27 protein-coding genes and 1 tRNA gene are annotated in these 24,326 nt (G+C 70.5%); 13 read left to right on the forward strand and 15 right to left on the reverse strand.

Annotated features, from left to right (window positions below; translation table 11 throughout):
* Position 1: 1 nt before the first annotated feature.
* From ADL03_RS32360 to ADL03_RS32370, 3 genes are read left to right on the forward strand one after another with little or no spacing between them, the layout of a single operon-like run.
* On the forward strand, positions 2-742 hold the full coding sequence (locus tag ADL03_RS32360) for a class I SAM-dependent methyltransferase (protein WP_053737449.1): 741 nt from the start codon (positions 2-4) through the stop codon (positions 740-742).
* Positions 739-2,136: a gluconokinase gene (locus ADL03_RS32365; protein ID WP_053737394.1), complete on the forward strand. Its 1,398-nt coding sequence runs from the start codon at positions 739-741 to the stop codon at positions 2,134-2,136. The genes ADL03_RS32360 and ADL03_RS32365 overlap by 4 nt, the downstream gene beginning before the upstream one ends.
* Before the next feature lie 60 nt (positions 2,137-2,196).
* The gene (locus ADL03_RS32370; RefSeq protein ID WP_053737395.1) at positions 2,197-3,369 is read left to right on the forward strand and encodes an MFS transporter; all 1,173 of its coding nucleotides are present in this window, start codon (positions 2,197-2,199) and stop codon (positions 3,367-3,369) included.
* Between the two features lie 43 nt (positions 3,370-3,412).
* Here ADL03_RS32370 and ADL03_RS32375 read toward each other — a convergent pair whose 3' ends face one another.
* Positions 3,413-3,883 (reverse strand): GatB/YqeY domain-containing protein, encoded by a 471-nt coding sequence (locus ADL03_RS32375; RefSeq protein ID WP_053737396.1) that lies wholly within the window; start codon positions 3,881-3,883, stop codon positions 3,413-3,415.
* 69 nt (positions 3,884-3,952) lie between these two features.
* Between ADL03_RS32375 and ADL03_RS32380 the strand changes: the two genes are divergently transcribed.
* Entirely contained in the window at positions 3,953-4,906 is a 954-nt protein-coding gene (locus ADL03_RS32380; RefSeq protein ID WP_053737397.1) for a metallophosphoesterase, read from the forward strand.
* An 18-nt stretch (positions 4,907-4,924) separates the two neighbouring features.
* A tRNA-Pro gene (locus tag ADL03_RS32385) sits at positions 4,925-4,998 on the forward strand.
* 104 nt (positions 4,999-5,102) lie between these two features.
* On the opposite strand, the gene ADL03_RS48925 is transcribed toward ADL03_RS32385, so the two are convergent.
* The 3 genes from ADL03_RS48925 to ADL03_RS32400 form a co-directional block, all read right to left on the reverse strand.
* Positions 5,103-5,291 (reverse strand): hypothetical protein, encoded by a 189-nt coding sequence (locus ADL03_RS48925; protein ID WP_197288834.1) that lies wholly within the window; start codon positions 5,289-5,291, stop codon positions 5,103-5,105.
* A 425-nt stretch (positions 5,292-5,716) separates the two neighbouring features.
* On the reverse strand, positions 5,717-6,949 hold the full coding sequence (locus tag ADL03_RS32395) for a helix-turn-helix transcriptional regulator (protein WP_053737399.1): 1,233 nt from the start codon (positions 6,947-6,949) through the stop codon (positions 5,717-5,719).
* A 118-nt stretch (positions 6,950-7,067) separates the two neighbouring features.
* Complete coding sequence (locus ADL03_RS32400; protein ID WP_197288835.1) at positions 7,068-8,216, reverse strand: helix-turn-helix domain-containing protein; 1,149 nt, start codon at positions 8,214-8,216, stop codon at positions 7,068-7,070.
* 244 nt (positions 8,217-8,460) lie between these two features.
* Here ADL03_RS32400 and ADL03_RS32405 point away from each other — a divergent pair, with 244 nt between their 5' ends.
* Entirely contained in the window at positions 8,461-8,682 is a 222-nt protein-coding gene (locus ADL03_RS32405; RefSeq protein WP_053737400.1) for a hypothetical protein, read from the forward strand.
* Between the two features lie 10 nt (positions 8,683-8,692).
* Here the strand turns inward: ADL03_RS32405 and ADL03_RS32410 are convergent, their stop codons facing one another.
* Positions 8,693-9,172 (reverse strand): GAF domain-containing protein, encoded by a 480-nt coding sequence (locus ADL03_RS32410; RefSeq protein WP_082373656.1) that lies wholly within the window; start codon positions 9,170-9,172, stop codon positions 8,693-8,695.
* Positions 9,173-9,298: 126 nt separating this feature from the next.
* On the opposite strand from ADL03_RS32410, the gene ADL03_RS32415 reads away from it, so the two are divergent.
* Positions 9,299-11,110, forward strand: a complete 1,812-nt coding sequence (locus tag ADL03_RS32415) for a prolyl oligopeptidase family serine peptidase (RefSeq protein WP_053737402.1) — start codon at positions 9,299-9,301, stop codon at positions 11,108-11,110.
* A 70-nt stretch (positions 11,111-11,180) separates the two neighbouring features.
* Here ADL03_RS32415 and ADL03_RS32420 read toward each other — a convergent pair whose 3' ends face one another.
* From ADL03_RS32420 to ADL03_RS32430, 3 genes are all read right to left on the reverse strand, one after another.
* A complete protein-coding gene (locus tag ADL03_RS32420) occupies positions 11,181-11,657 on the reverse strand; it encodes a Dps family protein (protein WP_053737403.1) in 477 nt (158 codons plus the stop codon).
* A gap of 16 nt (positions 11,658-11,673) precedes the next feature.
* On the reverse strand, positions 11,674-12,096 hold the full coding sequence (locus ADL03_RS32425) for an organic hydroperoxide resistance protein (protein WP_053737404.1): 423 nt from the start codon (positions 12,094-12,096) through the stop codon (positions 11,674-11,676).
* A gap of 82 nt (positions 12,097-12,178) precedes the next feature.
* Positions 12,179-12,748, reverse strand: coding sequence for an NADPH-dependent FMN reductase (locus tag ADL03_RS32430; RefSeq protein WP_063798782.1), 570 nt, complete (start codon positions 12,746-12,748; stop codon positions 12,179-12,181).
* Between the two features lie 65 nt (positions 12,749-12,813).
* Here ADL03_RS32430 and ADL03_RS32435 point away from each other — a divergent pair, with 65 nt between their 5' ends.
* Complete coding sequence (locus ADL03_RS32435; RefSeq protein WP_053737405.1) at positions 12,814-13,866, forward strand: alpha/beta hydrolase; 1,053 nt, start codon at positions 12,814-12,816, stop codon at positions 13,864-13,866.
* A 4-nt stretch (positions 13,867-13,870) separates the two neighbouring features.
* Here ADL03_RS32435 and ADL03_RS32440 read toward each other — a convergent pair whose 3' ends face one another.
* Complete coding sequence (locus ADL03_RS32440; RefSeq protein WP_053737406.1) at positions 13,871-15,043, reverse strand: MFS transporter; 1,173 nt, start codon at positions 15,041-15,043, stop codon at positions 13,871-13,873.
* A 63-nt stretch (positions 15,044-15,106) separates the two neighbouring features.
* Positions 15,107-17,557 carry a penicillin-binding protein gene (locus ADL03_RS32445; protein WP_053737407.1) on the reverse strand — a complete coding sequence of 817 codons (2,451 nt, stop codon included), beginning with the start codon at positions 17,555-17,557 and terminating at the stop codon, positions 15,107-15,109.
* Positions 17,558-17,794: 237 nt separating this feature from the next.
* Here ADL03_RS32445 and ADL03_RS32450 point away from each other — a divergent pair, with 237 nt between their 5' ends.
* Positions 17,795-18,085, forward strand: coding sequence for a WhiB family transcriptional regulator (locus tag ADL03_RS32450; protein WP_053737408.1), 291 nt, complete (start codon positions 17,795-17,797; stop codon positions 18,083-18,085).
* 36 nt (positions 18,086-18,121) lie between these two features.
* Here ADL03_RS32450 and ADL03_RS32455 read toward each other — a convergent pair whose 3' ends face one another.
* Genes ADL03_RS32455 through ADL03_RS32465 form a run of 3 tightly spaced genes read right to left on the reverse strand, consistent with a single transcriptional unit; the run spans position 18,122 to position 20,531 of the window.
* Positions 18,122-19,246, reverse strand: coding sequence for an ArsA-related P-loop ATPase (locus ADL03_RS32455; RefSeq protein WP_053737409.1), 1,125 nt, complete (start codon positions 19,244-19,246; stop codon positions 18,122-18,124).
* The gene (locus ADL03_RS32460) at positions 19,243-20,235 is read right to left on the reverse strand and encodes an ArsA-related P-loop ATPase (protein ID WP_053737410.1); all 993 of its coding nucleotides are present in this window, start codon (positions 20,233-20,235) and stop codon (positions 19,243-19,245) included. Before ADL03_RS32460 ends, ADL03_RS32455 begins: the two co-directional genes overlap by 4 nt.
* A gap of 44 nt (positions 20,236-20,279) precedes the next feature.
* Positions 20,280-20,531 (reverse strand): hypothetical protein, encoded by a 252-nt coding sequence (locus ADL03_RS32465; protein WP_053737411.1) that lies wholly within the window; start codon positions 20,529-20,531, stop codon positions 20,280-20,282.
* A gap of 69 nt (positions 20,532-20,600) precedes the next feature.
* Here ADL03_RS32465 and ADL03_RS47595 point away from each other — a divergent pair, with 69 nt between their 5' ends.
* The 4 genes from ADL03_RS47595 to ADL03_RS32480 are packed head-to-tail and all read left to right on the forward strand — an operon-like array spanning position 20,601 to position 22,999.
* A complete protein-coding gene (locus tag ADL03_RS47595) occupies positions 20,601-20,756 on the forward strand; it encodes a DUF4177 domain-containing protein (RefSeq protein WP_086668176.1) in 156 nt (51 codons plus the stop codon).
* Complete coding sequence (locus ADL03_RS32470; protein WP_053737412.1) at positions 20,753-21,205, forward strand: RidA family protein; 453 nt, start codon at positions 20,753-20,755, stop codon at positions 21,203-21,205. The genes ADL03_RS47595 and ADL03_RS32470 overlap by 4 nt, the downstream gene beginning before the upstream one ends.
* A 43-nt stretch (positions 21,206-21,248) precedes the next feature.
* Entirely contained in the window at positions 21,249-21,851 is a 603-nt protein-coding gene (locus tag ADL03_RS32475) for a hypothetical protein (protein ID WP_053737413.1), read from the forward strand.
* Between the two features lie 11 nt (positions 21,852-21,862).
* Positions 21,863-22,999, forward strand: a complete 1,137-nt coding sequence (locus ADL03_RS32480; RefSeq protein WP_053737414.1) for a hypothetical protein — start codon at positions 21,863-21,865, stop codon at positions 22,997-22,999.
* A 49-nt stretch (positions 23,000-23,048) separates the two neighbouring features.
* Here the strand turns inward: ADL03_RS32480 and ADL03_RS32485 are convergent, their stop codons facing one another.
* Both ADL03_RS32485 and ADL03_RS32490 read right to left on the reverse strand, forming a co-directional pair.
* A complete protein-coding gene (locus ADL03_RS32485; protein WP_053737415.1) occupies positions 23,049-23,939 on the reverse strand; it encodes a Gfo/Idh/MocA family protein in 891 nt (296 codons plus the stop codon).
* Between the two features lie 14 nt (positions 23,940-23,953).
* Positions 23,954-24,310 (reverse strand): hypothetical protein, encoded by a 357-nt coding sequence (locus ADL03_RS32490; RefSeq protein ID WP_053737416.1) that lies wholly within the window; start codon positions 24,308-24,310, stop codon positions 23,954-23,956.
* Between the last annotated feature and the right edge of the window lie 16 nt (positions 24,311-24,326).

Below are 24,326 nucleotides of genomic sequence, written 5' to 3' on the forward strand. Positions count from 1 at the left end.
CATGGCGGAGAGCGACGAGCAGTACGACGCGCTGGGTGCGATCTACGAGCGCGCCAAGCACATCCCGACCGGGTTGGCCGAACGCGCCACGCTGCTGTCGGCCGTGGGCGACCTGCGCGGCAAGGCGGTGCTGGACGTGGCCTGCGGCACCGGGTTCTACCCGCGGCTCTTCCACGACCTCGGCGCGACGCGGGTCGCGGGCGTCGACTCGGCCGGTGAGATGGTCGGGTACGCCCGGCACGTCGAGGACCGCGAACCGCGCGGCATCACCTACGCGCAGCACGACGCCACGAGCCTGCCCGTGCTCGGCGAGTTCGACGTCGTCACGGCCGTGTGGCTGCTCGGCTACGCCGACGACGAGGCCGCGCTGGACGTCATGATCGGCAACCTCGCGGCGAACCTCGTCCCCGGCGGGCGGCTCGTCGTGGTGGTGCCGAACCCGGACGGCGACTGGGACCTGTTCGCGCAGTACGGCCGCTACGGCTACGAGATCACCCGCACCGGCCCGATGGACGTCAAGCAGCCGGTCCGCGTGCACGTGCTGGGCGACCCGCCGTTCGACTTCGACTCGTTCTTCTGGCAGCGCGGCGTGTTCGACGCTGCATTGCAGCGTGCGGGGCTCACGGACGTGACGCGTCATCCCGTCGTGGTGCCCGACGACGAGCGCGGCCCCGAGTTCTGGGAACCGCTGCGGGTCTCGCCGAGCTTCGCGGTGTTCAGCGCGCTGAGGGGCCGGTCATGATCGTTCTGGCGGTGGACCTCGGGACGACGGCCACCAAGGTCGTCGCGGTGGACGAGCACGCCCGCGTGGTCGCCTCGACCGAGCGCGGCTACCCGATGCGCACCAGCGGCCCGGAGGCCACGCACGACCCGCAGGTGGTGCTCGCAGCGGCGTTCGACGCCCTGCGCGAGCTGGCCTCCGACGACGTGCGCGCGATCGCGTTGACCGGCGCCATGCACTCGATCATGGGCCTGGACGCGGACCTGCGCCCGGTCACCGAGTCGCTGAGCTGGGCCGACAACCGCGCGATCGAGCAGACCGAACGGCTGCGCGGCACCGCCGAGGGGCGTGAGCTGCACCGGATGACCGGCGCGCCGATCCACTCGTTCACGCCGCTGATGAAGCTCGCCTGGTTCCACGAGAACGGCGTGCGGGCCGCGAAGTGGTGCGAGATCAAGGACTTCGTGCACCTGCACCTGACCGGTCAGCTGCTCAACGAGCACTCGTGCGGCTCCGGCACCGGCCTGATGAACATCCACACGCTGCAGTGGCACGAGCCGTCGCTGGAGTTCGCCGGGGTCACCGCCGACCAGCTGCCGCCGCTCGTCGAACCCACGCACGCCACACCGCTGACCGCCGAGATCCCCGGCCTGCGCAAGGGCATCCCGGTGGTGATCGGCGGCGGCGACGGACCGCTGGGCAACCTCGGCGTCGGCGCGGCCACCCCCGGCGCGGGCGCGGTGTCGCTCGGCACCTCCGGCGCCCTGCGCGTGGCACAGCAGGGGCCCGGCATCGACGACGAGGGCCGCACGTTCAGCTACGCCATCGCCGACGGGCTGTGGGTGCGCGGCGGCGCCATCAGCAACGGCGGCGTGGTCGCGCAGTGGGCGGCCGAGACGTTCGGCGTCCAGGTCGGCGACCTGCTCGCCCAGGCGCTGCACGCCGACTCCGACGGGCTGGTCGCGCTGCCCTACCTGCTCGGCGAGCGCGCGCCGTGGTGGGACCCGACCGTGCACGCCGCGTTGCTGGGCCTGCGCCGTGAACACACCCCGGCCCAGATCACCAAGGCCCTGGTCGAGGGTGCCTGCCAGCAGCTCGCGCTGGTGCTCGACGCCGTGCCGGTGGTCGACTCGATCCGGATCACCGGCGGGGCGTTCCGCGCGCCGGTCTGGGCCCAGGTGCTGGCGGACGCGCTCGGCATGCCGTTGCACCTCACCGAGGACAGCGGCGGTTCGGCCGTGGGCGCGGCGCTGCTGGCGTGGCGGGCGCTGGGCGAGATCGAGTCGCTGACCGTCGACCTCGTGCGGCCGACCAGGACGATCACGCCGGACGAGGAGGCGATCAAGCGGTACGCGGCGGCGCGGCCGTTCATCGCGAAGGCCTACCGGGCGCTGGAAGACCTCTACTCCGTGTGATCTTGCGTACATCAACAGGACGCCCTGTAAATCATTAGCCAGGCAAAGTAAGTATGGGGTGTGAACCTCGCGCCCTTCAAACACGTCCTCGTGCTGCCCAGGGTCCGGCCACTGCTGCTGCTGATGCTGTTCGCACGGATGCCACCGGCGGCGACGGGCGTGATCCTGACGCTGCACGTCGCCGTGACGCTGGACGAGGGCTACGGCGCGGCCGGACTGGTCGGCGCGGCGGGCACCGTCGGCATGGGGCTGGGCGCGCCGCTGATGGGCAAGCTGATCGACGAACGCGGCCTGCGCACCATGCTCGCGCTGAGCGTGACGGCATCGGCCGCGTTCTGGCTCACCGCGCCGCTCATGTCGTACTGGACGCTGCTGGTCGCGTCGTTCGCCGTCGGCCTGCTCGGCGTGCCGATGATGTCGATCGGGCGGCAGATCATCACCGCGCTGGTGCCGGAGGTGCAGCGGCGGGTCGCGCTGTCGCTCGACTCAATCTCCGTCGAGCTGTCGTTCATGGCCGGGCCCGCGCTCGGGGTGTTCGTCGCGACCAAGTTCTCCACCAACGCGGCGTTGATGTTCATCGGCGTCTCGATCCTGTTCGCCGGCGTGCTGCTGTACGTCGCGAACCCGCCGATGGTGCACGCCGACGAGGTCGTCGACGGCCCGAAACCGCGGATCTCCGAGTGGCTGCGCGGCCCGGTCGTCGGCGTGTTCGTGGTGTGCGCCGGCGCGACGACCTGCCTGGTGGGCATGGAGGTCTCGACGATCGCGAGCCTGGAGCACGCCGGCAAGCAGGGCTGGCTCGCGGTCGCGTTCTTCGCGATGTGCGCGGCGTCGATCGCCGGCGGCCTGGTCTACGGCGGCGTGAAGCGGACGCCGAGTGTGCTGGTGCTGCTGGCGCTGATGGCGGTGCTGGAGATCCCGGTGGGCCTGGGGGACGGCAGCGTCCTGTTGCTGTGCCTGCTCCTCGTGCCGATGAACCTCATGTGCGCGCCGCTGATCGCGGCCTCCGGCGAGCACATCAGCCGCCTCGCCCCGGCCACCGCACGCGGCCTGGCGCTGGGGCTGCAGGGCTCGGCCTTCACCGTCGGCAGCGCCATCGGCTCACCGCTCGCGGGCGTGGCCATCGACCACGGCGGGGCGGTGCTCGGCTTCGCCGTGGCCGGCGCGGGCGGCCTGGTCGTGGCGGGGGTCGGCTGGCTGCTCGCGCGGCAACGCTCTCGGGTTCCGGCGTGACGGAAGGCTCCTCCCGCCGTGCGCGGGAGGAGCCTTCGAGGTGTCAGGAGGTCAGCCTGGCCTTCACCGCGGCGGCCACCCGGCCACCGTCGGCGCGACCGGCCACCTCGGCGTTGACGGCCTTCATGACCTGACCCATCTGCTTCGGGCCGGGCGCCGCACCGGACTGCTCGGCCACCGCGGCCACCGCCTTGTCCACAATGGACGCGAGTTCGGCGTCGTCGAGCTGCTTCGGCAGGTACGCCTCCAGGACGGCGAGCTCCGCGCGCTCCAGCTCCGCCTTCTCCGCACGCCCGGCACCCGCGAAGGCCTCCGCGGCCTCCTTGCGCTTCTTGGCCTCGCGCATCAGCACCTTCACGACCTCGTCGTCGCTGAGCTCACGAGCCTGCTTGCCCGAGACCTCCTCGTTCGTGACCGCCGTGAGCGCCATCCGCAGGGCACCGGCCGTGACCGTCTCCCTGGCCTTCATCGCCGCAGTCAGGTCGTTCTGCAACCGCGTCTTCAACTCCGCCATGGCGCAGAACGGTACCGCCCGCCGGACGCGGCGCCGATCGAGTTGTTCCTCTTCCGTACCCTTGACAACGTGAACAAGCTCGGCCGCGCACTCCTCGCCACGACCGCACTCGGCACCGCGACCATCGCTTACGCGGCGGGAATCGAGAGAAGGCACTGGACCCTGCGCACCGCGACGGTCCCCGTGCTCGTCCCCGGCGCCAAGCCGATGAGGGTGTTGCACATCTCAGACCTGCACATGACCCCGAACCAGGTCTCCAAGCAGCGCTGGGTCGCCGCCCTGAACGACCTGAACCCGGACCTGGTCGTGAACACCGGTGACAACCTCGCCCACAAGGACGCCGTCCCCGCCGTGCTGCGCGCCCTCGGCCCCCTGCTGGACCGCCCCGGCGTCTTCGTCTTCGGCAGCAACGACTACTACGCCCCGCGCATGAAGAACCCGGTGCGCTACCTCCTCCCGTCCGCCAAGACGAAGCGCGTCCACGGCGTGACCCTCCCGTGGCGAGACCTCCGTGCCGCCATGATCGAACGCGGCTGGCAGGACCTCACCCACGTCCGCCGCACCATCGAGGTGGCCGGCCAGACCGTCTTCGCCGCGGGCCTGGACGACCCGCACCTCAAACGCGACCGCTACGCCGACATCGCCGGGACCCCGGACCCCCACGCCACCCTGCGCCTGGGTGTCACCCACTCCCCGGAACCCCGCGTCCTGGACCCCTTCGCAGCCGACGGCTACGACTTCGTCATGGCCGGCCACACCCACGGCGGCCAACTCCGCGTCCCCTTCTACGGCGCCCTCGTGACGAACTGCGACCTCGACCGCACCCGCGCCCGCGGCGTCTCCCGCTGGGGCACCCACATGTGGATGAACGTCTCCGCCGGCATGGGCACGTCGCCCTACGCGCCGGTGCGGTTCTGCTGCCCTCCGGAGGCCTCGCTGCTGACCCTGGTCCCACGGCCGGTCATGCCTGGTCAGGACCGGAATGAGGGGGTCCGATTCGGAGCTGGGAAGGACATGATGTAGAGTTCTACTCGTTCCAACCGGGGTGTGGCGCAGCTTGGTAGCGCGCTTCGTTCGGGACGAAGAGGTCGCAGGTTCAAATCCTGTCACCCCGATCCGGTTAGACACAGGTCAGGCCCTGTTCACAGTAGATGTGGACGGGGCCTGATTTGTTTTTGCGGCCTTTTCGGTCGCATTGGGAGAAATTCGGGAGAACCACTTACCGAAGTGTCTCCTCCGCACCGCGCAGCTCGTCGAACGGGACGAGGCTGCACCCTTTCAGTTCACGGACCAATGCCACGGCGACCATCCACCGAGTTCTCGGGTCTTCGTAGGCGAGGTTCGCGGCCGTGACCGGCACGGGTGCGAACGTGCCCGGCCGGTAGAGCGTTCCCCGGACACCTGCCACCGCGAACTCCCGAACCCGAACCGCGACAGCGCCGCGCTGGAGCGCCGGGCACCGTTCTCCGCGCGGTCGGCGGGTCCCGCGCACACCTGGCACAGGAGCTCGCGCATCGCACGCCGTTGCCGCGCCGGGTGCACCTTGCCGAACTCGGGCTTGCCCTTGCCAGGCCGTTCCGCGACTTTCCGCCACAGGACACCGAACTCGTCTCGATCGCCGGGCAGTTCGTTGGCGTACCCGACACCGAGTCCGTCAGGGCGCACGACCAGGCTGCACTCCAGGGGCCGCTCGGCGTTGTTCGCAGTGACGTAGGGCGCGACGACCCGCCCGTCTCGGGCTGGGCCCTCCGCATTGGTGATCAACCGCATGCCGGGACCGTAAGACCGTTCCAGCAGCCCAGGGGGTACGACCCGTACCCCCACCTGATCAGGTCAAGCCGCGATGCCGACCCGTTCGCAAAGATCGCGGACGTCCTGGCGCAGCCCGGTCGGCGGGTTGCTGCGCAAGCCGATCAGCATGTCCCGCGCGAACCCGTTGTACTTGATCGTCTCGGAGGCCGTCCGCTCCGAGTGGTTGAGCAGCGCCCACACCGCATGCCGCTCGCCGCGCTGGTCGTGGGCCCGCGCGACCTCGATCAGGTGCCGGGCCCGGCGCGGCACCGAGATGATGGTCTCCGAGTCGAACCCGTCAGCCGCGCGCAGCGCTTCAGCAGGGCGCCGCAACTCCACGCCGAGCGTCGTGGCGTGCGCGGACATCACCGGACGGCTGAACGACGACTGCGTGTGCCGGTAGCCGATGGGGAGTTCACGCGCCACGCGGTCCGCCTCCTCCCACGCTTCCCAGGCTTGGCCGTATCGGCCGCGCCGAGCGTGCACGTACGCGACCTCGGCTTTCAGCGCGCCCCACATGCCGCGCCAGTCGTCACCGCTGTCCAGGTGGGGCTCGATCTCGCGAACACCGAACTCGGCGACGTCCAGCGCTTCGTCCCAGCGGCCGGCGTCGCGCATGGCCCCGACCTTCGCCCACGCACCCCCTGCGATCGCGAGCGGATCGTCAGCCTCCAGCGCCTCGTTCATCGCCCGGTCCGCGACGAGCCACACCAGCTCCGGAGCGGGTTGGTAGGCGCAGTAGAAGTCAGCGAGCCGGTACACCCCGGCGAGCGTCCGGCGTGCGTCACGGCGTCCCTCGCCGCGGATCACGCGCACGGCGCGCTGAGCGTCCCGGATCAGGTCGGGGAGGAGCAGCCCGAGCTGGGTGCGGTGATCGGGGCTCGCGTGCCGGATCTGCCACGCCTGCTCAAGACGTACCGCGAGGTGCGCGACGTTGGGCGGCGGGCCGTCGCCGGACACGTGGTAGTCCGTCAGCGCGGCCTGCACCGCGGTGAGCGCCTTGTGCCTCTCGCCCGCGAACACGGAGACCGGCACGGCATGGCCGTTGCCGGTGAGGTCGGCGAGGTCTTGCACACCGAGGGCGTGCGCGATGCGGAGCAGCATCGGCAGGCGCGGCGCCTGCAACCGGCCGTTCTCGACCGCCTTGACCCACTCGGTGCTCCGGTCGACCAGGCCGCCGAGGACCGGGCGGGACATGCCGGCACGTTCTCGCGCCCACCTGATGCGCTGTCCGATCGTGGTGTGCGCCGGATCGGGGAAACCCGAGGTCACCATAGGTCCACCTCATCGCCGGATGTGTCCTCGCAGGTGCGCCCGGTGGCCAGCCCAGGGCGAGGATGTCGAGGTCCAGCGTAGCGACGGGGTGTGGCACCCAGAAGAGATCGACGAGCGGCTACACGTGCAGGCCGGCGCGGTAGGCCATACCTCGAAGTTCTCTGCCGACGCCATCCCGCTTCGCCTTCGTCAGGAGCTCGGCCAGGATCGACCGCATGAACGGGTGGCGGTGAATGCGCGTGGGCGAGAGCTGTTCGGCTCGACGCAGCATCATCACGGCCTCGTCGGTTCGTCGCGGCAAATGGGCCAGGGCGCGGCCGTACTCCCGGAAGTAGGCCGATCGCCGCGTTTGTGATGGCAGCGCGTCGGGGTGCACTGTCGTGGCAATCCGCGCAGCCTCCGCGTGGTCACCGGATTCCAGCGCCACGGACATCCGCCACACGCCGACGTTGCTCGGGCCGAACCCGAACCACAACGCGTTCCCCTCACCGGTGCGGGCAGCGAGGTCAGCCGCGTGGTCCAGCGCGGCGGACCGCTCCGATTCGTTCCCGCGCGCCGCGGCGACGAGTGACGAGGTGAGCGAGAGCATTCCCGCCGCCTGCATCGCCTCGGGCGTTGCGGTGCCTGGATCGGCCGTCGACACGGTTCGCGCGGCCAGGTCGAACGCTCCGGCGCCCAGCAGTCCGAAAGCGGTACCGAAAGCGCTCACGGCGAGCGTCGGCCGATCATCGACCTGCTCGGCAGCGGTGCTGGCGAGCGTCGCAGCTTGCCACGCGAGGTCGAGGTTGGCGCCGACGTCCATCAGCCATGCTTGTGTGCCTTGCACGTGCGTCAAGGTGAGGAGCTTGAGCACCGCCGCGACGTCGCGCCCGGCGCCGAGGGTGGCGTGCAGGTCGCGGATCAGGCCGGGCAACGCCTGCCCGACCTCGACGGCCCTGCAGTCCTTCTGGTCGTCCAGCAGTTCGGCCACGCGAGCGCGGAGGGCTTCGATCGGCACGACCTCACCCGCGGGCTCACCCACGCTCACCGCGAGCAGGGCGAGCCGCACGCCGTTCAGCGATCGGTCCTCGTCCGAGCTGCCCGGTGCCGCCGCACCGGTGATCTCGCTCGGCGCCACCTCCAGCGCGTTCGCGAGCGCCACCACGAGCGAGCGGCGGTCGAGTGCCCGTTCGCCGTTCTCCAGCCGCGACAGGTAGGAGGCCGAGGGCTCACGAACCGACCACAGCTCCACAGGGTCGAACGTCCCGCCCGCCGTGCAGAAAGCCACCGATCCACGCCTGAATTTCACCCAATCGAGCGACACGTATCGACACGAGCGGCCCAACGAGCGACCGTGGTGTCAAGTACGCAGCGCCACCGTTCCGCCTCAAACCTTACGAAACATGCACGTTGCGTTAACCCTTACGAGTGAAGGTTGAAGATTCAAGTCACGTTGGGTAACAGGCGCCGAGATCGACTCGACAACACGGGCAGCACGTTCGGCACCGTTCGAAAACTCCGGGAGACGTTCCATGAACTCCGCCTCCGCCGCCAAGCCGGTTCACAGGTCCTGGCTCGTCCTGGCGGCGAAAGCCGTTGTCGTGATGCAGTTGCTGGCGATCGTCTACACCCTCACGTCGGTCTGGATCGCCGTCGCGGTGGCCGCCGCGTTCGCCGTCGTGGTCGCGGCGGTCAGGGCGCTCGGCCGCGCGTCGAAGCAGGTCGACCGGATCTTCGAGGAAGAGCTCGGCTGAGTCGGCCCGGTCAGCTGAGGAAACCCCGCGCGGGCAAGCCCTCCGGGAACCGTTCCAGCGCGTCACCCGCCGCCAGCGCGAGCGCCTCCAGCGCCGACGTCTCCGACTCGGTCGCGGCGTGCGGCACCGCCCAGTAGCAGCCGATCGCGCCGATGGGATCCGGGCGCAGGATCGGGGTCATCACCAGGCTCCGCACGAACGTCGGCCGGTACGCCTCCTGCGGGATGCGTTCGTCGAAACGGATGTCGCGGATCGCCACGGTCTGGCGGTTCCGCATCGCCCAGCCGCTGATGCAGTTCACGGCGGGGAAGCGCTGGCCCTTCCACAACGGGCTCATCGAGTCCTCGTCGGCGTAGTAGCAGAGGTCGCCGTCCAGCAGCACGAGGGTCGCGCCGTGGGCGCTCAGCAGCGAACGGGCCGTCGTGCGGACGATCCGTTGCACTTCCTCCAACGTGGCCGCCGTGTCGAGCCGCTCCGTTGTCCGAGGCATCCACAAACATTAACTCGCGGCACACCGCACACCTAGACATTCAAAGCCACGCAGAATCGATGTCCTGCCGCAACGCCGTCATCGCCTCGAATCCCCCTGGACCCGCCGCTGACCTAGTGTTGCGGTGTGACGACGCACCCTGCTCCAGAGGTTCCGGACCAGCTCTTCGACGACCCCGCCGCGGAGGCCACGTGGCGTGAACGGTTCACCGCGCCCCGGATGAGCCTGCCCGGCTGGGCCGACGACGCACCCGACCGCACGCTGTACATCTCCAACGCCAGTGGCGTGTGGGAGATCTACGCCTGGGACCGGGCCACCGACGAGCACCGCAAGGTCACCGACCGCCCGAACGGCACGTCACACGGCACGTTGAACCCGGACGGCACCGAGATCTGGTGGTTCGACGACCACGACGGTGACGAGTTCGGCGTGTGGGTGCGGGAGCCGTTCCACGCCGACGGCAGCAAGGCGGAGCCCGCGCTCGCGGGGGTCACCGCCGGCTACCCGGCCGGGCTGGAGATCGGCCGCGAGGTCACGGCCGTCGCCGCCTCGACCGACGACGGCACCACGGTCTGGCTGGCCCGTGGCGACCGCACCGAGGTGATCTACCAGAACGAGAACGACGCCGGTGTCACGGCGATGTCCAAGGACGAGTCGCTCGTCGCGATCGCGCACTCCGAGCACGGCGACAACCGGCACATGGCGTTGCGCGTGCTGGCCGCCGCCGACGGGTCGGTCGTCGCCGAGAAGTGGGACGGCAAGGGCAAGGGGCTCGACGCCGTCTCGTTCAGCCCGGTGCGCGGCGACCAGCGCCTGCTCGTGCTGCACGAGCGCCGCGGCCGCGAGGAGCTGCTGATCTGGGACGTCGCCGCCGACACCGAGCAGGAGATCGTGCTCGACCTGCCGGGTGAGGTTTCCGCCGACTGGTACCCCGACGCGTCCGCGTTGCTGATCGTCCACACGCACCACGCGCGCAACACCGTGCACCGCTACGACTTGACGACCGGTGAGCTGTCCACTCTGGACACCGCGCCCGGCGTGATCGGCTCGGCCGGCGTGCGCCCGGACGGCACCGTCGAGTACTCGTGGTCGTCCGCCTCGACGTCGACCGTGATCCGCGCGCTGTCCGCCGACGGCGGCGAGCGCGTGCTCGTCGAACCTGCGGGTGCCCGCCCGGCCACGTCACAGCCGCTGGAGGACGTCTTCGTCGGCGACGTCCACGCCCTGGTGTCGCGGCCCGCGGGCGAGGGGCCGTTCCCGACCGTCTTCATGATCCACGGCGGCCCGCACTCCTCCGACGAGGACCGCTTCTCCGCCTACCGCGCCGTGTGGCTCGACGCCGGTTTCGCGACGGTGCACGTCAACTACCGCGGTTCGTCCGGCTACGGTTCGCAGTGGCGGGACGCCATCGAGGGCCGTCCGGGCCTCACCGAGCTCGAGGACATCGCCGCCGTCCACGACTGGGCCGTCGAGTCCGGCCTCGCCGACCCGGCGCGCGTCGTGCTGAACGGCGCCTCCTGGGGTGGCTACCTGACCCTGCTCGGCATCGGCACCCAGCCGGACCGCTGGGCGGTCGGCATCGCGGGCGTCCCGGTCGCCGACTACTTCGCCGCCTACGAGGACGAGATGGAACCGCTGCGCGCCTTCGACCGCGCGCTCTTCGGCGGCTCCCCGGAGGACCTCCCGGACCTCTACCGCGAGTGCTCGCCGCTGACCTACGTCGACCAGGTCACCGCGCCGGTCCTGATCCTCGCCGGCGAGAACGACCCGCGCTGCCCGATCCGGCAGATCGACAACTACCTCGACGCCCTCGCCGAGCGCGGTCACACCTACGAGATGTACCGCTACGACGCGGGGCACGGCTCGCTGGTGGTCGCCGAGACGATGCGGCAGACGGCCGCCGAGGTGGACTTCGCGCGCCGCCACCTGTCCCGCTGATGTCCTGAAGAGGCCGGAAGAACGACGAGGCCCGCTCCGTCGAGGAGCGGGCCGTCCGTCGGCTGCCGGGTCAGGCGGCCTGCGCCTGCCACATCCAGTGCGCCTGCTCCAGCTCCTGCGTGATGCCGATCAGCAGGTCCTGGGTGACGAGGTCCGGCTTGTCGGTCTCGTCGATGCGGGCACGCATGCGCGTGATCAGCTGCGCCAGCGACTTCGTGATCGCCGCGACGACCTGGTCCTCCTTCAGCCAGCCGGTCTCCATCTCGGGCAGGCCGGACGACGAGGCGATGGTCTTCGCCGTGCCGTTCGGCGTGACGCCGAGAGCGGCCGCGCGTTCGGCGACCTGGTCGGCGGCGTTGCGCGCCGCGATGACCAGCTCGTCGAGCTGCAGGTGGACGCTGCGGAAGTTCTTGCCGATCACGTTCCAGTGCGCCTGCTTCCCGATCAGGGACAGGTCGACGAGGTCGACGAGCGTTGCCTGCAGCACCGCTCCGACGGCGTCACGATCGGCGTCGGCGAGCGGGCTGGTGATCGGGTACTTGGCCATTGTTGAACGCGCCTCCTCAGACGGTGACGGTGAGCGCCACCTCGATGTTGCCGCGCGTCGCGTTCGAGTACGGGCAGACCTGGTGGGCCTGCTCGACGAGCTTCTCCGCGACCGCCTGGTCGAGTCCGGGGATGTTCACGGCGAGCTCGACGCCCAGCTGGAAGCCGCCGGTCCCGTTCGATCCGATCCCCACCTTGGCGGTTACCTCAGAAGAAGCGACCTGAATCTTCCCGGCGCGCGCGACGGCTGCGAGGGCGGAGTTGAAGCACGCTGCGTAACCGGCCGCGAACAGCTGCTCGGGGTTGGTCGCGTCACCGCCGGGGCCGCCCATCTCCTTGGGGACCGACAGCACCTCGTCGATCACACCGTCGGAGGAGCGCACCTCGCCGTTGCGGCCCTCGCCGTAAGCAGTCGCCTCGGCCGTGTACAGCGCTTCCATTCCGCTCTCCCTTGGGTCAGTGGGTGGTTCCACTCAGGGAGAACGCATCGTGCGCGACTTATCTGCCCGATCGTGACTCAGTTCACGCCTGGTGCGCGGCCTGGCGCTGCGCGAACTCGACCACCTGACGGCCGATGACCCGCAGGTTCCGGTCGACGTCGGAGTCGGAGCACGAGCCGTCGCCGTCGAACTTGACCTGCGCGGAGTTGATCGCGGAACCCAGCGGCGTCGGCCAGCCGCGCAACGCGTGCACGATCGAGCGAACCGCGGCGAGCGTGTTCACCGCGGCCTGCCACCCGTAGGCGGCGGTGATCGTGCCGACCGCGCGGCCGTCGAGGTAGGGGCGCTCGTCGTCACGCAGGTCCTCGATGTAGTCGAGGGCGTTCTTGACCAGGCCGGAGACCGTGCCGTGGTAGCCGGGCGACACGAGGATCACGCCGTCGGCCCTGCGCAGGTCCTCGACCATCCGCTTCGCCACGTCGGTGCGTTCCGGCACGGACGGGTCGTAGAACGGCAGCACCAGTTCGGGGCCGCTGTACTGGATGGTCCGCGCGCCCATTTCGCGAGCACCTTCGAGCGCGACCCGCAGCGCCCGCTCGGACTGCGAGTCGGACCTGATCGAGCCGCCGATGCCCACCACCGTCACCGTCATGACGCCGATCCTTCCACCTCCAGATACCTGGAGATCCAGCACTACTGGCTAGTAACATGCACCACATGTCGAACATCCAGGCGCGTGTGATGGCCGGCGCCCTGCGCTTCGCGTTCGGTCTGCCCTCACCCGTGCGCCGCCTGATCACGGGGCCCCGGATCCGCCTGGACGGTCAGGACCTGCACCCGGACGCGCAGTTGCTGCTCCGCCTCCAGCAGCTGTCCGGAACCGGGTGGCGCACGAGGACAGCTTCGGAGAGCCGGCTGGACCTTGAGTTGAGCACGAAGCTCGTCTCCGGTCCCAGGATCACCGGGGTGGGTGCCCGCGACCTCACGATCGGGGAGTTCGCCGGGCGGTTGTACACACCGCACGGGCTGGCGCCGGGCTCGGCTTTGTTGATCTTCTACCACGGTGGCGGCTGGGTGACCGGCAGCCTGGAGAGCCACGACAACCTGTGCCGCTTCCTCGCCCGTGAGGCCGGCGTGCGGGTGCTGGCGGCGGACTACCGGCTCGCGCCCGAGTACCCGTTCCCCGCGGCGGCCGACGACGCGGCCGAGGTGCTGCGCTACGCCGTGACCAAGGCGGCGGACCTGGGCATCGACCCGCGCCGGATCGCACTGGGCGGCGACAGCGCGGGCGGCAACCTCGCGGCGGTGACCGCGCACGGCGCCGAGGTCGACCTGGCGTTCCTGCTGCTGTTGTACCCCGGTGTGGACGCGTCGGTGCGGCGCCGGTCGCGGGAGCTCTTCGGCAACGGGTTCTTCCTCACCGACGAGAAGATGGACTGGTTCCTCGACCAGTACAGCGCCGGTGGCCGCGACCGGCACGACCCGCGGCTGTCGATCATGCTGGCCGAGGACCTGTCCGGGCTGCCGCCGACCTACATCGCGACCGCGGGCTACGACCCGTTGCGCGACGAGGGCGAGGCCTTCGCCGAACGGCTGGCCGCCGAGGGCGTGCCGGTGGTGCTGCGGCGGCACGAGGGCCTGTTCCACGGGTTCGCGAACGTGCTCGGCGTGGGCGGAATCTTCCGCGAGGCCGTGTCCGAGGCCGTCGGCGCGCTGCGGACCGGCCTGGCCCTCGCGAACTCTGCCCAGGACGTCCCCGAGACCGCCTGACCGGTCAGGCCGCCACCGGCTGCCGCTGCCGGCTCAGCAGGTAGCCGACACCGGCGACCGCCAGCCCGGCCACACCCGCGACGACGAAGCCGAGCGCGGGCCCGCCGTGATCCACGGCGAGGCCCGCGAGCGGCTGCCCGGCCGCGACCCCGAACGTGAACGCCGACCCCTGCACCCCGAGCGCCATCCCGCGCGCCGACGGGGGCGCGAGCTTGCTGATCTGCTCGCTCGACGCGGCGATCGTGGGCGCGCACAGCAGGTTCATCGGGATCAACGCGAGCGCCAGCACCGCCACGTTCCCGTCACCCAGCCCCACCGGCAGCTCCAGCAACGCCATCCCCGCGAGCAGCACGACCCCGCCCGGCACCCGCCGCAGCCCGCCGTAGACGAGCCCGCCGAACGCCGACGCCGCGCACATCACCACGAAGATCAGGCCCAGCCAGCCCTGCCTGCCCGCGTGCTCCAGGCTCGCGATCGACGCGAGCTCCATGCCCGACAGCACCATCGTGGCCCCGAACGGGATGATCAGCGCCGCGATCATGGGTCCGCGCAGCCACGACTGCCAGCGCGGTGCCGGTTGCGTCGTGACCTCGTCCTCGTGCACCAGCGGCGGGTTCACCACGTACAGCAGCACGCACGCGAGCACGATGGCCACACCGATCGACACCAGCGCCAGGCCGGTCGAGAACTTCGTCGCGAGCAGCACCCCGGCCGCGGGCCCGACCATGAACGACAGCTCGACCGAGATCGAGTCCAGCGAGAACGCCGGCCTGCGCTGCGGTTCCGGCACCAGCGCCGTGAGCGCCTGCCGGCCGATCGACATCACCGGCACCGCGAACAACCCGTTGGCGAACGCCAGCGGCAGCAGCCAGTGGTAGCTCAGCAACGGCGCCGTCAGCCAGAACACGCCCTCCACCAGCGCGCTGACGGTGAGCGTGATCCGCAGCCCCCGCCTGTCGATCAGCCGCCCCATCAGCGGCGATCCCAGCCCGATGCCCACCATCGTCGCGAACCCGACCGCGCCCGCCGCCGCGTAGCCCTTGTCGAGCGAGGTCACGACGTGCAGCGTCACCGTCACGCCCGCCGCCGTCGGGGCGATCCGCGCGAGCAGTACCAGCAGCATCAGCGACCGCACACCGGGCAGCGCGAGGACGTGTTTGAAGGGGGCGAGGTTCACCCCCACATCGTCACCCGGCTGGCAAGCGCGTTTCGGCTGTTCAGGACGCGCCCGGCACAGCGGCTACCGCCCGGGCGGGCCACCCGGTTCGGTGGGCAGCGTGATCGGCGGCGGCTCGTTCGGGTTGCCGGGGTCGGGGTTGCCGGGGTTCGGCGTTCCGGTCGGGTCGGTCGGCGCGGGCGGCGGCACGTAGCCGGAGCTCACCGACAGCGTGATCACCGTGCCGCGCAACGCGTTGCCGCGCGGCGACTGGCTGACGACGGTGCCCTTGGGCCGGTCGGAGTTGATCGTCTGCTGGCTCGTCTTGTACCCGGCCTGCTCCAGCGTCCGCACCGCGTCGTTGACCTGGCGGCCGACGACGTCCGGGATCTGGATCTCCCGGCCGCCCTTGAGGTAGCGCGGCTCGACCGGGGGCAGCTGCGCGACCGGCAGGGTGGCGTGCACCTTCGACATCGTGTCGAACCACGTGCGCGCGGGGATGGTGCCGCCGAAGATGTTGCCGTTGCCGCACAGGCGGGGCGCGCCGGTGACGCAGATCGGGCGGGGCGAGGTGCCGTCGTTGAACGTCTGCACGGCGCCCGCGAAGTCCGGCGTCGCGCCGATGAACGCGGCCGACTTGTACTCCTCCGTGGTGCCGGTCTTGCCGATCATCGGGCGGGTCCACTTGAACGCGCGGGCGGCCGCGGCGGCGGTGCCGTTGCCGAGGTCGTCCTTGCTCATGCCCGTCGCGAGGCCGTTGGCGAGGCCCTCGCTGACGACCTGCTCGCACGGCGCCTCGTTGACCTGCACGGCCTTGCCGTTGCGGTCGAGGACCTTCGCGAGCGGCGTGGGCGGGCACCACTTGCCGCCGGACACGATGGTCGCGGCGACGTTCGCGAGCTCCAGAGTGGACACCGGGGCCGGCGACAGCGTGAAGGAGGCGTTGCCGCCGTCCTGCTTGTAGAACTCGGTCTGCGAGATGCGGTTCTGCTTCTCCTTGGCCTTCGGGTCGGGCCGCATGCCCTGCAGGTTCGTCGCCATCGTGTCGCGCATGCCCAGCCGCGAGGCCATGTCGACCACCGCGTCCAGCCCGGTCTGCTCCTCCAGGATCACGAAGCCGGTGTTCGGCGAGGTCTGCAGGGCCTGTTGCAGCGACATCGACGACGGGTAGCTCGAGTCGAAGTTCGACAGGCAGTACCAGCGGGTGCCGGGCTCACCGGTGCTCGGGCAGCGCTGGGCGCCACCCTTGAACACCCGCGAGGTGTAGGACGTCGGCGTCGCGATGGTGTTCTCGATGCCCAGGCCCTTCTCCAGGGCCGCGGCGGCGGTGAAGACCTTGTAGACCGAGCCGGCGCCGAACTTGTTCTCCACACCGCTGGGCAGGTCGAACGTCGTCTGGTTCAGGTCCGCCTTCAGGCCGTAGTCGCGGTTCGCCACCAGCGCGAGCACGTCGTGGCGTTCCTTGCCGGGCTTCACCACGGCCATCGTGTTCGCGATTCCCGGCGTGCCCTTGGCGACCCCGGCCTCCGCCGCTGCCTTCGCCTGCGAGGTGACCGTTCTGTCCAAAGTGGTCTGGATCGTGTAGCCGCCGGTGCGCAGCTGTTCTTCGCTGAAACCCGCGCGTTGCAAGTAGTTCACGACGTAGGAACAGAAGAAGCCGTTTTCCGGTCCGGCACCCACACAACCGTTCGGCGGCGTGCGGACCGGGTTCGCCAGACCGAGCCCTTCCTTCTTCGCCGCCTCGCCCGCGTCACGCGAGAGCTTGTCGTTCTCGACCATCCGGTCGATCACTTTGTTGCGCCGCTCCAGCGCTTTGTCCGGATACGCTTCGGGGTCGAGCGCTGACGGGCTGTTGACCATTCCGGCGAGCATCGCCGCCTGGGGAACGGTCAACTTGTCCGGCGTGGTGCTGAAGTAAGCCTGGGCGGCCGCCGCGATCCCGTAAATGGTCGAACCAAATGGGACCACGTTGAGGTAGCGGGCGAGGATCTCCTCCTTGCCCAGCTTCCGCTCCAGCTGCAGGGAGATCCGGGCCTCGCGCATCTTGCGCGCGATGGTCTGCTCCTGCGCCTTGGCCTGCTCCAGCTTGTTGTTCCGCGCCACGACGTGGACGAGGTAGTTCTTGACGTACTGCTGCGTCAGCGTCGACGCGCCCTGCGAGACCGAGCCGCTCACCTGGTTCGTCAGGCCGGCGCGGATGGTGCCCTTCCAGTCCACGCCCTGGTGCTCGTAGAACCGGCGGTCCTCGACCGAGATCAGCGCGGCCTTCATCGTCGGCGAGATCTTCTCCGGCGGTGTCAGCACGCGGTACTGGTCGTACAGGTAGGCGATCGGCGCGCCTTCCTTGTCGGTGACGGTCGTGATCAGCGGTGGGTCCGTGGTCACGAGGTCGGCGGAGATGCTGTCCACGGTGTCGCTGGCCCGGTTGGACACCAGGCCTGTCGCGCCCACGACTGGGAACAGCATGCCGGCGAGGAGAACCCCAGCCAGCAGGCACAGGCCGAGCATCTTGAGCACGCCATTCCTGACTCGCACGCAGGTCAGCGTACGCCGTACACGAACGGGTGAAGGTGATCAGTAAGGGCCGTTACTCAGCATGAGTAGACATACGCAAGACAGGTAACAGTCGGGTGACCCAGGCTTGGACAGGGAACCGAACGGCACTACAGTCCGTCAACGTCCAAGGAATGCAGCCGTAGCTCGAACGCTACGGCATCCGTGGCAGGGGTGTGGCGGATTTCCACATTTGGACAGCACTGAGGAGTGGGGGATATGAACCAGGGGGATTGGCGTATCAACGCTTCGTGCCGTGACGAGGAGCCGGATCAGCTCTTCGTCCGCGGTGCGGAGCAGCGCAAGGCGAAGCTCGTGTGCCTCGGTTGTCCGGTGCGCATGGAATGCCTGGCCGAAGCGCTCGACAACAGGATCGAGTTCGGTGTCTGGGGTGGGATGACGGAGCGTGAACGACGCGCTCTGCTGCGTCGCCGTCCCGACGTTACGTCTTGGTACGAATTGCTCGACAATGCGCGCCAGGAACACCACGAGGACTCGCGAGTCGGCTAGTTCGCGTCCGTCGCGGCACAAAAGATCAACACGGCACTACTCCCCGGCCAGCCGGCGGCCGATCTCACGAAGGCCGTCGAGGTCGTGCACGTCCGCGGGCAACGCGGGCACGCCGACCAGCGCGACACCGGGGTGAGCACGCGTGAACCGGGCCAGCAGCCGCTTCTCCCGATCGGCGACCGCCACCCGGTCCGCGTGCAGCCGGAGCACCGCCGCCGCGAGCGGCGCCTCACCGGAACGGTCGAGGTCGTCCGCCGCGGCGTGGGCCTTCGCCGCGGGCAGGTCCACCGCCAGCACGGGGTGGGTCCTGTTCGCGACGAGCCCGCACAACGGCATGTTCTCCGCGCTGAGCCGTTCCACGAAGTAGCTGGCCTCGCGCAGCGCGTCCGGCTCCGCCGCCGCCACCACCACGAAACCGGTGCCCGGCGAGCGGAGCAGCTCGTACGTGCGCTGGGCCCGTTCGCGGAAGCCGCCGAACATGCTGTCGAACGCCTGCACGAACGTCGACGCGTCCTGCAGCAGCTGACCGCCGACGATGGTCGACACCGCGCGCGTGAACAGGCTGAACCCGGTGCCGACGATCTTGAGCAGGCCACGGCCGCTCGCACGTGCCGGTGCCGAGAGCATCCGGATGAACTTGCCGTCGAGCACCGTGGACAGCCGCTGCGGCGCGTCCAGGAAGTCGAGCGCGGAGCGGCTCGGCGGGGTGTCGACCACGATCAGGTCCCACTCGTCCTGCGCCACCAGCTGGCCCAGCTTCTCCATCGCCATGTACTCCTGCGTGCCGGAGAACGACGACGAGATGGTCTGGTAGAAGGGGTTCGACAGGATCTGGTCGGCCCGGTCGCGCCCGGCGTGGGTCAGCACCATGTCGTCGAACGTGCGGCGCATGTCCAGCATCATCGCGAACAGCTCGCCCTTGGGCTCGAAGCCCTCCACGACGACCTCGCGCGGGTGGTTGTCGAGCTCCCGCAGCCCCAGCGACTGCGCCAGCCTGCGCGCGGGGTCGATCGTCAGCACCACCACGCGCCGGCCCCGCTCGGCCGCCCGCAACGCCAGCGCCGCCGCGGTCGTGGTCTTGCCGACGCCACCGGACCCGCAGCACACCAGCACGCGCGTCGCCGGGTCGTCGAGCAACGGGTCGAAGTCGAGCCTGTTCACCGCACACCCGCCGCGACCAGCACCTCGGCCAGCTCGTAGAGCGCGGCCACGTCCACCCCGTCGGTCAGCTCCGGCAGGTCGACGGTCGGCAGGTCCGACTCGCGCAGCAGCTCCATCGCCTCCTGCTGCGAGCGCACCCGGATGGCGTGCTCGACGGTCTCCTCGACCAGGTCCTCCAGGGTGTCCTCGGCGAGGTCCAGCCCGGCCGCCACGAGCCCGGCGCGCACCCGTGCGGCGTCCACCCGGCCGTCCGCGGCCGCGGGCAGCGACCGCACCGGCAGCCGCGTCGGCTGCACCCGGTTCACCAGCACCGCGCCCGGCCGCAGGTCCGCGGCGTCGAGCTCGGTGACCGCGTCGAGCGTCTCGCGCACCGGCATCTCCTCCAGCAGCGCGACCAGGTGCACCGCCGTGTCACCGGAGTGCAGCAGCCGCACCACGCCCTCGCTCTGCCCCTTGATCGGCCCCACCTTGGCGAGGTCGGCCATCGCCTTCGTGACGTCCAGGAACTTCACCACCCGCCCCGTCGGCGGCGCGTCCAGCACGACCGCGTCGTAGCAGTGCCGGCCGCCGTCACCGGTGCGGTTGACCGTCTCCTTCACCTTGCCGGTCAGCAGCACGTCCCGCAGGCCGGGCGCGAGCGTGGTCGCGAACTCGATCGCGCCCATCTTGCGCAGCGTCCGCCCCGCGAAGCCGAGGTTGTAGAACATCGCCAGGTACTCCAGCAGCGCGGCCTCGGCGTCCACGGCCAGCGCGTGCACCTCACCGCCGCCCGGCGCGGACGCGATCCGCTCCTCGGAGTAGGGCAGCGGGGCCCGGTCGAAGAGCTGGGCGATGCCCTGCCGTCCCTCGACCTCGACCAGCAGCACCCGGCGGCCTCCGGTGGCGAGCGCGAGCGCCAGCGCGGCCGCGACCGTGGTCTTGCCGGTGCCGCCCTTGCCGGAGACCACGTGCAGACGGGCTCGGGTCAGCTCCTCGGTCCACGACGTCACCCGTCCAGACTATGTGTGAATCCGGTCAGACGTGGATCGGTCGGTCAATCGACCAGCGTGAGGAAGAGAACGGCCGCGGCGGTCGCGGCGACCAACGCCCAGGCCACGGCCGACGGCAGCCAGAACGCGATGGCGGCCGTGAGGACGGCCACGACCGCCAGCCCGATCAGCCCGGCCTGCCAGACCTGCGTGCGCCGGCTGTGCTTGCGGTCGCGCACCTGGGCCATGGCGACGAGCACCATCACCAGCCCGCTCACCACGAACGCGCCGGTGGCGACGATCCGCCAGGTCTCCATGTGATCAAGGTAGCTCGAAGGTCGAGAACCGCGCAGAGGGCGAGCGGGTGGCGCGTTACGCTTCCGCGCATGACGAAGTGGGAGTACGCGACCGTTCCGCTCTTGATCCACGCCACCAAGCAGATCCTCGACCAGTGGGGCGAGGACGGCTGGGAGCTGGTCACCGTGCTGACCAACCCCACCGGTGAGCAGCACGTCGCGTACCTGAAGCGGGTGAAGGCATGACCTGGTCCGCACGCTTGCAGGAGCTCGGCATCGAGCTGCCCGGCGTCGCCGCCCCGCTCGCCGCCTACGTGCCCGCCGTGCAGAGCGGGTCCTGGGTGTACACCTCGGGCCAGCTGCCGTTCGTCGACGGCAAGCTCCCGGCCACCGGCAAGGTCGGCGCCGACGTCTCGCCGGAGGAGGCCAAGGCGTACGCGCGGACGTGCATCCTCAACGCGCTCGCGGCGGTCCACGACCTCGTGGGCGTTGACTCGATCAAGCGGATCGTGAAGGTTGTGGGCTTCGTCGCCTCCGCGGAGGGCTTCACCGGCCAGCCCGGTGTCGTGAACGGGGCGTCGGAGCTGCTGGGGGAGGTCTTCGGTGACGCGGGCAGGCACGCCCGGTCCGCCGTGGGCGTCGCCGAGCTGCCGATCGGCGCGCCGGTCGAGGTCGAACTGATCGTCGAGGTCTGAGGTCTCCCGGTCGTAGTCCCGGGTTTCCGCTGAAGGGTGTGACATGTCGGACACGTGCCACGAACTGCTGCTGCGGCTCGCCGGTCGCCTCCCGGACGACCTGCTGTGGCGGTACCGGGACTGGGCGGCTTCGGACGCGTATGCGGTGCTCGCGCGGTCCTTGCCGCGCACCCTGCTGCACGGCCGCATCCCTCTGACCGATCACGAGATGCGCCTTCTGCAGGACGCCCTGGTGCCCTACGGGGCCGAACCCGGAGCTGTCAGTTCGGTCAAAGGGCTGGACGAACTGCCACCCACCGACTACACCTTTTCCCCGGAATCACCCGATCGGGTGCCGATGGGGGATTCCGCGACCGTCGTGCTCGGTGCCACGCTGCGAGGCCGGCTCGGGGTCGGTGAGGTTCGCTCCTGCTGGCGCATCGGCCCTGACGGGGTCAACCGCGTCCTGCTGGTGGCGGCCACCACCGGCCACTCCCGGCTGACCGGCGAGCTGCAGCGCGTGCTGCGGGCGCTGGGCGAGCACGACCCGTGCGTCGAGGTCGTGCCGTCCGGTCTGGACCTGCCGCCCTACCACCGGGCGGCGCTGGCGGCTTCGGAGCTGGTGTGTGCCGGCGCCGAGTCCGAGGAGCACCTGGTGCTCAGCTAAGGAGAGTTGCCGTGACGAACGACGGTGTCGGCCTGCCGGTCCGTCTGCACGATCTCCTGCTGTCGATGGCCGGGCGCGTCGACGACGACGCCCTGTCGCTGGCGCGCGAGTTCCTCGCCGTCGGAGAGCTGGACCGTGCGGTGGAACTGCTCGTCGGCACGCTCCTGGCCGGCGGCATCCCGGTGCTCCCGGACGAGAGAGCAGCCATCACGTGGGCGCTGCACGAGGTGCGCTCCGACGCGTCCCTCACCGACCGTCTGCCGGTCGTGGAGGTGCTTCCGTTCGTCCGGCACCGCTTCACCTCCGACTCCGACCCGGCCGCGGACCTCGGCCCGCTGCTGTCGCGTGCGGTGTCGGTGCTGCCGGACGTGCGCTCGGTGCGCTGCGTCTGGCGTTCGTCGCCGGCCGGTGCCACGCCGGGCCCGCTGCCGCACCGCGTCGTGCTGGTCGACGTGGGGCCGCAGGGCTTCGCGCCCGCCACCTCCTACCGGATCGACACGGTGCTGCGCAAAGCCGGCATCCGCGCCTCCGTCGAGGTGCTGGCCGTCGGCACGCAGCTCAGCGACTACCACGCCTCCGCGGTCACGTCGTCGCGCCCGGTGCCCGTCTCCGGTGCCCCGGTGACACCGACGCCACCACCCGCACCGGCGAACGTGGGCCACGAACCGGCCTGGTTCGACCAGTCAGAGGAACTTCCCGCTCCGGCGCCGATGGCCGAGCCGACACCGGCGCCGGAGCCAGCGGTGGAAGAGTCCGGCTCACGTTTTGCCCGAACGCCGTCCCTGGAGGGCTCGCAGCCCTTCCCGCCCAAGCCCGTGAAGCGGATCTCCGTCGCGCCGGTCGAAACGGAGCAGGAGCCCCTGCCGGAGCCCACGCCCATCAACCGGGCCGAGGTCACGACGGAGCTGAACGCGGACGAGCTGGCGGAGCTGCAGGCCGCACTGGCCGAGCCGCCGGCGGAACCGTCCTCCGTGGACGCCAACCTCAGTGAACGGGAACGCGCGCTGTTACAGCAGCTGCACGAGGAGCTGGCGCAACGCGAGCAGTCCGGCGCGAAGATGTCCGACACCGGCCGCTGGCAGATCGACCGGTCGTCGGCACGTCAGTCGGCCTTCGGGGCCACGAACAACGGGCACCAGCAGCAGTGAGCGCTGCCCGCGCCGACCCGGTCGGCGCGGGCTCTCCCAAGGCTTGGGCTCACACCCCGGCCTTGCGCCGCGCCAGGTCGATGACCTTCTGCAGGTGCAGGCCGCGCCGCACGTCGCACTCGTGGGTCGTGGTGCCGCTGTGCACCATCGCCACGAAGTCGTCGAGCAGGTTGGTGTAGCACTCCACAGCGGACGTGTCGCGGCTGTTGAGCGTGCGGTGGCCGTTCGGCCCGAACACGGTGAAGTCCGAGAACGGCGGCTCCAGCGGCAGCGACATGGTCAGCGACAACGTGCTCGTGGCGCCGCCCGCGTGCTGCAGGATCAGCTGCCACAGCCCGGTTTCCGACACGTGCGCGGCGATCACGTCGGTGATCTCGCCCAGTGCCGCGTCCAGCAGGTCGAACGCGTGCGGGCCGATGTCGTCGAGCGCGCCCCTCTCGTGCCGCCAGGGCGAGTTCGAGAACGGGCCGCCCAGCAGCGCGCCGGTCAGCCAGCGGCCGTCCGCACCGGTCCAGCCGCCGGTGCGGTGCAGCTGCTTGAGCAGCTCCCTGGTCTCCGGCGCGTAGCGGCGCGTCAGCACCACGAGCGAGGCCACGTTCGCGTCGGTCACCGCGCGGACGAGCTCCTCTGCGACCTCCTGGGACTCCGCGATCGGCTTCTCCAGGACGACGTGCTTGCCCGCGTTCGCCGCCTCGATCGCCATCGGCCCCTGCACGGCCGGCGGCACGCAGAACGCGACGGCGTCCACAGTGGACAGCAGGTCCCGGTAGGACGTGAACGCCTCGGCGCCGTGCGCGTTGGCCAGCTCCTGGGCCGCTTCCGGCCGCCGGGCCCACACACCGGTGAGCCGGGTGCCGGGGTGGTTGGCGAGGCCGGGGGCGTGGATCATGCTCGCCCACGGGCCCGCACCGACAAGTCCTACGCGCAGCTGTTCGTCCACTCGCCCATCCTGCCTCAGGAGTAACTGGCCTTGGGGACGAAGATCTCGCCACCGTTGTCGAACTTGAGCCGCAGACCGTCGGGCGTGCTCTCCCGTTCCGGGTCGTGTTCCCAGCCGGCGGGAACGGTCACCACGTGCCCGCGGTCGGGCGCCGGCCCGAGCCAGATCTCGTAGTAGGTGCCGCCCACCACGCGTTCGACCTTCTTCACGTACACGCCGGGGCTCGTGGCGGTCGGTTCGGCGCTGCTCACGGTCGTGCGGTCGGGCAGGAACAGCAGAACGCACGTCACCGCCGTCAGCCCTGTCCCCACCACCACGCCGAACAACACCAGCAGCATCTTCACCAGGCAGCCGGAGACCTTCGTCGCCATCACACCATCCTCGGGT

This window comes from Nocardia sp. NRRL S-836 (genome assembly GCF_001279525.1).
Taxonomy (GTDB): domain Bacteria; phylum Actinomycetota; class Actinomycetes; order Mycobacteriales; family Pseudonocardiaceae; genus Lentzea.